12 protein-coding genes, 1 tRNA gene and 1 riboswitch are annotated in these 9,950 nt (G+C 60.7%); of the genes, 3 read left to right on the top strand and 10 right to left on the bottom strand.

Annotation, left to right across the window (positions count from 1 at the left end; all coding sequences use genetic code 11):
* Window positions 1–121: 121 nt before the first annotated feature.
* Window positions 122–244, bottom strand: a complete 123-nt coding sequence (locus F2P44_RS36230; protein WP_267877634.1) for a hypothetical protein — start codon at window positions 242–244, stop codon at window positions 122–124.
* Here F2P44_RS36230 and F2P44_RS27115 point away from each other — a divergent pair.
* On the top strand, window positions 234–545 hold the full coding sequence (locus F2P44_RS27115; protein WP_167091451.1) for a hypothetical protein: 312 nt from the start codon (window positions 234–236) through the stop codon (window positions 543–545). The genes F2P44_RS36230 and F2P44_RS27115 overlap by 11 nt on opposite strands.
* 318 nt (window positions 546–863) lie before the next feature.
* Window positions 864–1,706, top strand: coding sequence for a substrate-binding periplasmic protein (locus F2P44_RS27110; protein ID WP_167091448.1), 843 nt, complete (start codon window positions 864–866; stop codon window positions 1,704–1,706).
* 114 nt (window positions 1,707–1,820) lie between these two features.
* Here the strand turns inward: F2P44_RS27110 and F2P44_RS27105 are convergent.
* From F2P44_RS27105 to F2P44_RS27065, 9 genes are all read right to left on the bottom strand, one after another.
* Window positions 1,821–1,896, bottom strand: a tRNA-Lys gene (locus tag F2P44_RS27105).
* Window positions 1,897–1,979: 83 nt separating this feature from the next.
* Window positions 1,980–2,741, bottom strand: a complete 762-nt coding sequence (gene ybgF, locus F2P44_RS27100; protein WP_167091445.1) for a tol-pal system protein YbgF — start codon at window positions 2,739–2,741, stop codon at window positions 1,980–1,982.
* A 139-nt stretch (window positions 2,742–2,880) separates the two neighbouring features.
* A complete protein-coding gene (gene pal / locus F2P44_RS27095; protein ID WP_167091442.1) occupies window positions 2,881–3,405 on the bottom strand; it encodes a peptidoglycan-associated lipoprotein Pal in 525 nt (174 codons plus the stop codon).
* 55 nt (window positions 3,406–3,460) lie between these two features.
* Window positions 3,461–4,726: a Tol-Pal system beta propeller repeat protein TolB gene (tolB, locus tag F2P44_RS27090; protein ID WP_167091439.1), complete on the bottom strand. Its 1,266-nt coding sequence runs from the start codon at window positions 4,724–4,726 to the stop codon at window positions 3,461–3,463.
* On the bottom strand, window positions 4,719–5,753 hold the full coding sequence (gene tolA, locus F2P44_RS27085) for a cell envelope integrity protein TolA (RefSeq protein WP_167091436.1): 1,035 nt from the start codon (window positions 5,751–5,753) through the stop codon (window positions 4,719–4,721). The genes tolB and tolA overlap by 8 nt, the downstream gene beginning before the upstream one ends.
* Window positions 5,754–5,758: 5 nt before the next feature.
* Window positions 5,759–6,193 (bottom strand): ExbD/TolR family protein, encoded by a 435-nt coding sequence (locus F2P44_RS27080; RefSeq protein WP_167091433.1) that lies wholly within the window; start codon window positions 6,191–6,193, stop codon window positions 5,759–5,761.
* A 12-nt stretch (window positions 6,194–6,205) separates the two neighbouring features.
* Window positions 6,206–6,895, bottom strand: coding sequence for a protein TolQ (tolQ, locus tag F2P44_RS27075; protein WP_054263555.1), 690 nt, complete (start codon window positions 6,893–6,895; stop codon window positions 6,206–6,208).
* Between the two features lie 29 nt (window positions 6,896–6,924).
* The gene (ybgC, locus tag F2P44_RS27070; RefSeq protein ID WP_167091430.1) at window positions 6,925–7,329 is read right to left on the bottom strand and encodes a tol-pal system-associated acyl-CoA thioesterase; all 405 of its coding nucleotides are present in this window, start codon (window positions 7,327–7,329) and stop codon (window positions 6,925–6,927) included.
* Window positions 7,330–7,588: 259 nt separating this feature from the next.
* Window positions 7,589–8,335: an SDR family oxidoreductase gene (locus tag F2P44_RS27065; RefSeq protein WP_167091427.1), complete on the bottom strand. Its 747-nt coding sequence runs from the start codon at window positions 8,333–8,335 to the stop codon at window positions 7,589–7,591.
* A 130-nt stretch (window positions 8,336–8,465) separates the two neighbouring features.
* Window positions 8,466–8,576: riboswitch (ZMP/ZTP riboswitch) on the top strand.
* A gap of 102 nt (window positions 8,577–8,678) precedes the next feature.
* Here F2P44_RS27065 and glyA point away from each other — a divergent pair.
* The gene (gene glyA, locus F2P44_RS27060; RefSeq protein ID WP_167091424.1) at window positions 8,679–9,926 is read left to right on the top strand and encodes a serine hydroxymethyltransferase; all 1,248 of its coding nucleotides are present in this window, start codon (window positions 8,679–8,681) and stop codon (window positions 9,924–9,926) included.
* The last annotated feature ends 24 nt before the right edge of the window (window positions 9,927–9,950 follow it).

The following is a 9,950-nucleotide window of genomic DNA, read 5'->3' as shown; positions in this document are numbered from 1 at the left end:
CAGTGCGTGGGGCAGCAGCATTTGCTGCTGCGGCTCGTAGGGAAGATAGCTTGATGTCATCGGTCAAAAATGCGTTTGCTCGGTTGACATGGATGATATCAAGTTTCTGCCGCGCAGACTCCTAGCACAGACGTCCTTCGATCCTGCTGTCGTGGCGGCCCGGCGCCAGCGTGTCGGCCAGCTGGAGCACAAGCTTGTAGTCGAGCTCGCTGGTCTTGTTGATCGACACGTCCGTGCTGATCACGCCCTTGCTGTCGACGATGGCGATGCGCGCGTTCTGTGAAATGTTACTGCTGGCCCGGGCGCTGAGCTTGATTTCGTCGGGCCGGCCCTGGAAGGCGGTGATGCTGATGCTGGCAGGCGAAAATTGCAGCCATCCGTTCGATGCTGGCGGCGTGCCGGCATCGCCCCCTACGGGTGGGGTGCCGCCATTGTTCGATACGGGCGGGGTCGTGCCGCCATTGCCACCACTTCCACCACCACCGCAGGCACTGAGCAGGAGGAGGGCGGATGCCTCTTTTTCTTTTCTGCTGTATTCGTGGTAGGCCGTGCGGGATGCGAACCTGCGACCAAGGGATTAAAAGTCCGCGATGCAATTGATCAAGGAGCCGCATGGATACCGGCTTTCAGCGAAAAACGTGGGGAATATTTCCGACTATTCTTGGACACCTTTCACCCTGAAGGAGTGCTTTCGCCTCCTGAATATTCCCCAGATTTGATGTGGCCCTGAATTGTTTCCGTCCACCTGTACTTGTCCATTTTCCAAGTGCGAGGCAAGCGGCCCATTGCTGGATTGTGTTGCCAAAGATCGTCGCGATACAATGCCATGAGAGTATAAATTTCACTCGGCTTGGTATATTGTGATGGCTATCATCCACAGCTTTTTTTTGGGGGGGGGCGGCATGCTGTTTCACCATACACCACAGTTGCGAGCGCAACCGGGAAAATGGTCGCTCTTTGTCATCCTGCTTGCCATCGCTTGCGTTGGCGCGCTGGGCGGCACGGCGCGCGCACAAGAATTGAGATTGCAGGAAGTGAATGTCGGCATGGGTCTGTCGAAGCCACCCTACATCATGGAATCGGGTACGGCGGGCCTCGATTACGACATCGCCAAACAGGCGCTGGCGGCCGGCGGCTACAAGCTGGTTGGCCAGATGTTGCCGCAGACGCGCGCGCTGGCGATGCTGCGTGCCGGCCAGCTCGACGGCATGCTCTCGACGACGGAAGGAATCGGTGGCCAAGATTACTTTACTGACACTTACATCGTTTACCAAAACGTCGCGACCACGCTCACCAGTCGCAACTTGAAACTTCGGCAAATTGAGGATTTGTCCAACTATTCGGTGGCGGCATTCCAGAATGCCAGCATGGTTCTAGGTGATCGCTTTGGTTTGGTCGTGAGCGGCCATTCGGACTATAGGGAATTGCCATCCCAGATCACCCAAAACAAGCTGCTCTTCATGGGAAGGGTCGATGTGGTGGTGGGAGATCGCTTGATTTTTCGCTACTTCAGCGACAAGCTCGAACCGCAGATCGATTCCACGCAGGCGGTGACCTATCACAGGATTTTCCCTGAAAGCCCGCGCAAGGCGGTATTTCGCGACGCGCGCGTGCGCGACGCCTTCAATGCCGGCCTGAAGATCATCCGCGCCAACAGCTCGTATGACACGATCGTGAAGCAATACGTTGGCGCAGCGCGGCCCTGAAATGTAGCTCTGCGCTGCAACGCGGTTCCCCAATTGGCGAATATTTTTTGAGCGGTCGCAAAAAAGGGTTAGGGAGCTTGCGCTCACTAACCCTGATCTGTACTGCTGTATTCGTGGTAGGCCGTGCGGGATTCGAACCTGCGACCAACGGATTAAAAGTCCGCTGCTCTACCAGCTGAGCTAACGACCCGAAGAAGCAAGATTATAGGGGGCATCCGTGCTTCTGTCAAATGCCCCTGCATACATTTTTTACCGCAGTGTTACATCACGCTGCTATTTAAGCACCGCCAGCCGGTCTTTGGCCGCTTGCGCCGCGCTCGAGTCCGGATACTTGAGCACCAGTTCCTTGAGGGCCTTCTTGGCGTTCTTGATATCTTTCAACTCGGTATAGCTGCTGGCGATGTTGAGGATGGCGTCCGGCGCCTTGGCGCTGTCGCGGTACTGGCTGACCACCACTTCCTGCGCCGAAATCGCACTCTTGTAGTCGCGCAGCGCGTAGTAGGCGTTGCCCAGCCAGTATTGGGCGTTGGCGGCATAGCCCGAGGCCGGATAGCGGCGCACGAACTCGCCCAGCGCCGTTGCCGCCGTCTTGTAGTCGCCGCCCTTGAACAGGACCATGGCCGCATCGTAGGAGCGCTGCTCGTTCGGGTCGACCGCCGCCTCGCGCCCGTCGATGGTCACCTGGCGCGGTTCGAGCTTGCGCAAGCGCTCGTCGAGGTCGCCGTATAAATCCTTCTGGCGCTTCTGGGCATTGCTCAGTTCATTGCTCAGCACTTCCACCTGGCCGCGCAATTTGGCAATCTCGGACAGGGCCTGTTCCTGCTGGTTCACCATGTCGAGCGCGCTGCTGCGGTCGGCCTTGGTGTCGATGCGGGCGTTGAGCTCGCGCGTCAGGTTCTCGACCTTGGCGCGCAGGTCGAGGATGGCCTTGCGCGCTTCATCGTCGTCGAGCAGGCCGGCGTGGCCTTGCAGCGGCATCCAGGCGGCCAGCGCGACACAGGCGGCGGCAATGCGGGACTTGGACAGTGTGATCATGATCGTGACTCTTTCAAAACCGTTGAAACTGAAAACCACGGGACCCGGGCGGCAAAACGCACCGCGCAAGGTCAGCGGGGCGGGCACAGTTCGCACTGCGCGCCGCCCCGATGGTCCGGATGCCGCTTACGGCAAGCGATTAATAGACGATATCGGCACGACGGTTTTCCGCCCATGCCGCTTCGCCGCCACCGGTAGCTTTTGGCTTTTCTTCGCCCAGCGAGACCGCTTCCATCTGCGACTCGGCCACGCCCAGCGAGGCCATCGACTTGCGCACGGCTTCGGCACGTTTCTGGCCCAGCGCCAGATTGTACTCGGTGCCGCCGCGTTCGTCGGTATTGCCCTGGATGATGATCTTGCGGCCTTTGTTCTTGCTCAGGTAGCCGGCGTGGTTTTCGACGATCGGCTTGCCATCTTCGCGCACGACATAGCTGTCGAGGTCGAAGTAGACGCTGCGGGCTGCCAAAGCGCCTTTTGGATCGTTGAGCGGATCGACCGAGCCGGTCTCGACCGGGTTGACGTCGCGCTTGTCGGCGGCAACGTCAGGCTTGGCGACGACTGGACGCTCGGTCACCGGGGTCGGGGTTTCCTTGACTGGCGTGTTGCAGGCTGAGAGCAGGGCGGCGCTCGTGACGACGACTGCTAGGCTTTTGAAATTGCGCATTGGTTCTTCTCCTGGTCGGTGTTAAAAATGACGTGAATGACGTTTGGACTTCGTTTTACTTCATGAAGGGACCCCAGTTGGGCTCCCTGATGTTTCCTGCCTGGGTTGTTAAGCGCTGCTTGACCCTTCCATCGACCGACACCACAGCCAGCGAAGTACGGCCGCCGCCTTTGGTTGCGTACATGATGTATTTGCCGTTGGGCGAAAAACTCGGTTCGGTGGCCGCATCGGCCAGGCGCAGTTCCTGGCCGCTGGCCAGGTCCATCGCATAGAGGGAATAGCCACCGTCACGCTGGGATACCCAGGCCAGGGTCTTGCCGTCCGAGGAGACGCGCGGGCTGATATTGTAACTGCCATTGAAGGTCACGCGCTGTGCATTGCCGCCGCCGACAGGCATTTTGTAGATTTGCGGGCCGCCACTGCGGTCGCTCGTGAAATAGATGGTCTGGCCGTCGGCCGAAAACTGCGGTTCGGTATCGATGCCGTTACTGTTCGAGACGCGCCGCAGGCCGCTGCCATCGACGCCCACCACGTAGACCTGGGTATGGCCGTCCTTCGACAGCGCCACCGTCAGGCGGGTGCCGTCGGGCGACCAGGATGGCGCCGAATTGCTGCCCTTTTCGTTGACCACGATCTTGCGCCCGCCTGTCACCAGGTCCTGGACGTAGATGATCGGCTTGCGTTTTTCAAACGAGACGTAGGCGACCTTGGTGCCGTCCGGCGACCACGATGGCGAAATGATCGGCTCGTTCGAGCGCACCGCCACCTGCACCGCTTCGCCATCGGCATCGGCGATTTCGAGGCGGTAATCGCGCGCGCCGCGGTTTTCATTCACGTACGCCACGCGGGTGGCGAAGGCGCCCCGGCTGCCGGTCAGCTTTTCGTAAATATCGTCGGCGATCTTGTGGGCCGACAGGCGCGTGTATTTCGGTTGCGCGGCCTGGGTCAGGCTCGACAACTGGTTGGTCTTGATGGTGTCGTGCAGCTTGTAGCGCACTTCAAAGCGGCCGTCGGCCAGCTTTTGCACGCTGCCCACCACCAGCGCATCGGCGCCGCGCGATTTCCACTGGCTGTAATCGATCGACGAAGTTTCCGACAGGGTGCTGCCGGCCTCGATGATCTTGAACATGCCGCTGCGCTCGAGGTCGGCACGGATGATGGCCGAAATCTGCGCTGGCGCCACGCCTTCTTCGGCGAAGGCGGCGACGGCAATCGGAATCTGGTTGCTGCCGACGCCGATGACTTCCACGCGCATTTGCGCGTAGGCCGACGAACCGGTGATCAGGGCCCCGGTCAGGATCAGTGTGCTGAATTTAGTCATGGTTTTTCTGGGTTTCCTTCAATTTGAATGCCGCGGGAACTGAACGATCTACCGTACCATCATTTTTCCGTGGCAGCGGCGACGATTTGGCAATCGCGTTTTCCACCGCCAGGTCGTATGCCGGCACGCCACTGCTTTTGATCTTCTTGACCGACTTGATTTCGCCGGTCGGCCATTGTTCGATCTGGTACACCGCTTCCGGATCGCCGGCCATGCTGGTGCTGCCCGTGTAATTCAGGTTGCTCTTGATCTTGGCGCCGATCGCGCCGAAGTAGCTCGGGTCGCCTTTCGGTGCGGTTTTGTGATCGTTGTCGCCGGGGCCGCCGGGGCCGCCCGTGATGCGGCGCATTTCAGCATCGCGCAACTGGTCGAGTTTCTTCTTCTCTTCGGCCAGTTTCTTGTCCTTGGCCGCTTTGTCGGCCTTGGCGGCTTTGTCCTGGGCCAGCTTGTCGGCGAGCTTGTCCTGTTCCGCCTTTTCCTGCTCGTGCTTCTTCTGGTCGTGCTTCTTCTGCTCGGCCAATTTCTTTTGCTCGTCGAGTTTCTTCTCGTCGGCCAGTTTCTTTTGCTCGTCGCGCTTCTTTTGTTCGGCCAGCTCCTTGCGGGCTTTCTCGAGCTCGCGCTTTTCCTCGGCCAGGCGCTGATCCTGCTTGAGCTTTTGTTCCTTGAGCTTCTTTTCGCGTTCGAGCGCGATGTCCGGCGGCTTGACGGCGGGTGGCTTTTCAACCGCTTTCTCGACCGGTTTTTCCACGGCCTTTTCCACCGGCTTGGGCGGTTCCACCGGTTTCACCACGCGCGGCGGCGGCGGCGGCTCGTCGGGCGCGGCCGGGCCGGCTTCGCGGACTTGCATGTCCCACACTTCAGCCTCGGTGGTGGTGGGGGCGACATTCTGCCAGCTGATGCCGGCCCACAGGAACAGCAGCAAGCCGGCGTGCACCGCCAGCGCCAGCAGGATGGCCGGGGTGCGGCTCGGCTCCGGCGGAACAATGTAAGGGCCGCCAGCGTGGGCGGCGGGGGGGAGGGGCGCCATCGTCTTCACTTGGTGGCAAGGCCGACCCGGTTGATGCCCATCTTCTTCGCTTCGGAAACGAGCTGGATCACGTCGTCGTACTTGCTGTCGCGGTCGCCGGCAATCATGACCGGATACTCGGGATGCTCGCCATGCAAGCTGCGCAGGCGGCGCAGCAGGGCGGCGCGGTTCGGCAGCGTCTCGGGCGCGGCGCTGTTCTTGCCGTTCACGCCGATGCTCAGGCTGGCGTTGGGCTTGAGCACGATCTGGATATAGTCGTCCGGCGGCAGCGCGGATTTCTCGGCGCTCGGCAGGTTGATCACGCTCGGACTATTGGCGGGCGGCACGACCATGAAAATGATCAGCAACACCAGCATCACGTCGATGTAGGGAACGACGTTGATTTCGGACTTGAACTTGCGTTTGCGTCCGCCGCGCAGGCTGCTGGAAAACGAGGCCATCAGTGACTCCGATCAGCGCGACTGGCGCTGCAAGATGTTCGAGAATTCTTCGACGAAGCTCTCGAAGCGGATGGCCAGGCGGTCGATATCGTGCGTGAAGCGGTTGTACGCGACCACGGCCGGAATGGCCGCGAACAGGCCGATGGCGGTCGCGATCAGCGCTTCGGCAATGCCGGGCGCAACCGCCGCCAGGGTCGCTTGCTGCACGTTGGCCAGGCCGCGGAAGGCGTTCATGATGCCCCACACAGTGCCGAGCAGGCCGATGTAGGGCGAGACCGAACCGACCGAGGCCAGGAAGTTCAGGTGCGAGTCGAGGCCGTCGAGTTCGCGCTGGAAGGCGGCGCGCATGGCGCGCCGGGCGCCATCGAGCACGGCGCCGGTGTCGAGCGGATCGCGCTGGGAAGAGGCTTGCTTGCCCTTGATGAACTCGCCCATGCCGGCTTCGAAGATGCGTGCCAGCGCGCCGCTTTGCTCGCGCGTGGTGCTGGCGTTCTGGTGCAGGGTGTGCAGGTTGCCGCCGGCCCAGAAGCTGCGCTCGAACTGTTCGGTCTGCTGACGGGCGGCGCGCACGGCGAAGGCTTTGCGGAAGATATAGGTCCAGCTCATGATGGACAGGCCCAGCAAGAGTGCCATGATCAATTGCACGATCAGGTGCGCGTTACCGATCAGGGCGAGAAAGGAAAGGTCTTGGGCTGCATTCATGGGCGTTGGATTTTTCTAGGTGTGAAGTATCAGGCGGCACGCATTTTAGCAGCGCTTGCGGCGGGCAGGGCGCGTGGACGCAGCGTTGCGGCATCGACGCAACCGACCTTGACCCTTGCGCTGGCCAGCAAGACATCGCCGTGCCAGGCTTGCTGGAGGAACAGGACCGAGGCATGTCCCAGTTTTTCTATACTCAATGTCAAGTTTAATGCATCATCGAGCCGGGCTGGCGCGTGATAGTCGATGCTGGCGTTCTTGACGACGAAGATCGCGCCATGCTGGTCGCGCAAGGCCTGTTGGCCGACGTTGGCCGCGCGCAGCCACTCGGTGCGTGCACGTTCGAAGAATTTGAGGTAATTCGCGTAAAAGACGATGCCGCCGGCATCGGTGTCTTCGTAATAGACCCGTACCGGCCAGCTGAATACAGAGGGCATTTTATTTGCCATAAGTGAATATCGGAAACATTTTACGCGATTTCGGGGCTGTAAATGTACGCAAGCGTACATAAACATGACCCGGCGCGGGTTGGGTGGGGCACAAGTAGACGTGAGTGATAACGAAGTGCCAAGTTCTGTAACAATCGCTTACATGGGCTGTAGTTGTGTTACTTGCCGCTCCGTCGTACCCGCCTGCGCGGGTACGACGTGGGCGGCGCGGGTAGTCGTTTCTGGCAGTATCAGGAACGACGGAACCTCAGGTCCGCTTGATCGCAAACGGCGAAAACCCCTGGCAAGTCGGCATCATCTCGATCGTATTGATATTCATATGCGGCGGCAGGGTGGCGATCCAGAATACCGTCGCCGCAATATCCTTGGCCGTGAGCGGCACCGTGCCTTCGTACACCTTGGCCGCGGCCGCGTCGTCGCCCTTGAAGCGCACGTTGGAAAACTCGGTCCCGCCGCACAATCCCGGCGCCACGTTGGTCGCGCGCACGCCGGTCCCCGCCAGGTCGGCGCGCAGGTTGAGCGTGAACTGGTCGACAAATGCCTTGGTCGCGCCGTACACATTGCCGCCCGGGTAGGGATAGTGGCCCGCCACCGATCCCAGGTTGATGATCAGCCCGCTGCCGCGCTCGACCATGGCCGGCAGCAGGGCGCGCGTCATCGTCACCAGCCCGGTGCAATTGGTCGCGATCATGGTTTCCCAGTCGGCCAGCGGGGCTTCGTGGGCCGGCTGCGTGCCGAGCGCCAGCCCGGCATTATTGATCAGCACATCGACCTGGCGCCACGACTGCGGCAGCATCGACAAGGCTTCATTGATCGATTCCTTGCAGGTGACATCCATGACGATCGGCAAAGCCAGGTCGCCCAGCTCGGCTGCCAGGGCGTCGAGGCGGTCCTTGCGGCGCCCGCTGATCACGACCTGATGGCCGTTGTTGACGAAGGTACGCGCCATTTCGGCGCCGAAGCCGGCGGAGGCGCCGGTGATAAAAACGATCATGGTAGTGTCCTGAAGAAGTGCGAAGCTGTGCTCAATTGTAGTCGAAGTGACTGGAATGGCCGCTACCTGCCATTTAGGCAATCCCATTCCTTGCCCTAATCGGGGACTTAACTTACAATTTGGGCTCCATTATGTCTCACGTAACTGGCGAAAAGTCGCGGCGCATTGCTGCCTGGCGGCGAAAGGTGGGCATCCACCGGGGAACGTGAGATTTCATCAGCCGTTCGCCTGGGCAGCCACCGATGGAAGCGCACGATGAGGCTGCCTGTTCCATTTTCGACGGCTCCCCTCATTCGATCCTTGCAATCAGGTGCCTCGCACTCTTATCGATTGGAGTTTTTTCATGTTTTCAAAAGAACACACGCTGGCCCATGTTGACCCGGAACTGTGGGGTGTAATCCAGAAGGAAAACGCACGCCAGCAAGATCACATCGAACTGATCGCGTCCGAAAACTACACCTCGCCAGCGGTCATGCAAGCCCAGGGCTCGCAACTGACCAACAAGTATGCCGAAGGCTATCCGGGCAAGCGCTACTACGGCGGCTGCGAATTCGTCGACGTCGCGGAACAACTGGCGATCGACCGTGTCAAACAACTGTTCGGCGCCGAAGCGGCCAACGTGCAGCCGAACTCCGGTTCCCAGGCCAACCAGGGCGTGTTCTTCGCCATGCTCAAGCCGGGCGACACCATCATGGGCATGTCCCTGGCCGAAGGCGGTCACCTGACCCACGGCATGGCGCTGAACATGTCGGGCAAGTGGTTCAATGTGGTGTCCTACGGCCTGACCGAACAGGAAGACATCGACTACGAAGCCATGGAGCGTCTTGCGCATGAGCACAAGCCAAAAATGATCATCGCCGGCGCTTCGGCGTTCTCGCTCAAGATCGATTTCGAGCGTTTCGCCAAGGTTGCCAAGGCCGTGGGCGCGTACTTCATGGTCGACATGGCGCACTACGCCGGCCTGATCGCCGCCGGTGTGTACCCGAACCCGGTACCGCACGCCGACTTCGTCACCTCGACCACGCACAAATCGCTGCGCGGCCCGCGCGGCGGCATCATCCTGATGAAGGCCGAGCACGAAAAGGCCATCAATTCGGCGATCTTCCCCGGCATCCAGGGCGGCCCGCTGATGCACGTGATTGCCGGCAAGGCGGTCGCCTTCAAGGAAGCGCTCGAGCCCTCGTTCACCGAATACCAGAAGCAGGTTGTCAAGAACGCCGACGCGCTGGCCAAGGCGCTGATCGCGCGCGGCCTGCGCATCGTGTCCGGCCGCACCGAATCGCACGTGATGCTGGTCGACCTGCGCGCCAAGAACCTGACCGGCAAGGAAGCCGAAGCCTTGCTGGGCGCCGCCCACATGACCTGCAACAAGAACGGCATCCCGAACGATCCGCAAAAACCGTTCGTCACTTCCGGCATCCGCCTCGGCAGCCCGGCCTTCACCACGCGCGGCTTCAAGGAAGAAGATGCGACCACGGTCGGCAACCTGATCGCGGACATCCTCGACAACCCGAATGATGCCGCCGTGGTCGAACGGGTCAAGGCCGAAGTCAAGAAGCTGACCGACAAGTACCCGGTTTACGCGGCTTGATGTAAGCTCACGTCCTTTCACAGC

Origin of the sequence: Massilia frigida (genome assembly GCF_011682175.1) — a bacterium.
GTDB lineage: Bacteria > Pseudomonadota > Gammaproteobacteria > Burkholderiales > Burkholderiaceae_D > Telluria_A > Telluria_A frigida.
Note: the sequence above shows the minus strand (reverse complement) of the source record. Positions and strands in the feature narration are given on the sequence as shown.

Excerpts from the sequence above, each read along its gene's own strand:
- F2P44_RS27065 (WP_167091427.1), bottom strand. The coding sequence starts at position 8,335 with ATGATCGTTTTTATCACCGGCGCCTCCGCCGGCTTCGGCGCCGAAATG.
- pal (WP_167091442.1), bottom strand. The coding sequence starts at position 3,405 with ATGCGCAATTTCAAAAGCCTAGCAGTCGTCGTCACGAGCGCCGCCCTG.
- tolQ (WP_054263555.1), bottom strand. The coding sequence starts at position 6,895 with ATGAATGCAGCCCAAGACCTTTCCTTTCTCGCCCTGATCGGTAACGCG.
- tolA (WP_167091436.1), bottom strand. The coding sequence starts at position 5,753 with ATGGCGCCCCTCCCCCCCGCCGCCCACGCTGGCGGCCCTTACATTGTT.
- ybgC (WP_167091430.1), bottom strand. The coding sequence starts at position 7,329 with ATGCCCTCTGTATTCAGCTGGCCGGTACGGGTCTATTACGAAGACACC.
- ybgF (WP_167091445.1), bottom strand. The coding sequence starts at position 2,741 with ATGATCACACTGTCCAAGTCCCGCATTGCCGCCGCCTGTGTCGCGCTG.
- F2P44_RS27110 (WP_167091448.1), top strand. The coding sequence starts at position 864 with ATGGCTATCATCCACAGCTTTTTTTTGGGGGGGGGCGGCATGCTGTTT.
- glyA (WP_167091424.1), top strand. The coding sequence starts at position 8,679 with ATGTTTTCAAAAGAACACACGCTGGCCCATGTTGACCCGGAACTGTGG.
- F2P44_RS27080 (WP_167091433.1), bottom strand. The coding sequence starts at position 6,193 with ATGGCCTCGTTTTCCAGCAGCCTGCGCGGCGGACGCAAACGCAAGTTC.
- tolB (WP_167091439.1), bottom strand. The coding sequence starts at position 4,726 with ATGACTAAATTCAGCACACTGATCCTGACCGGGGCCCTGATCACCGGT.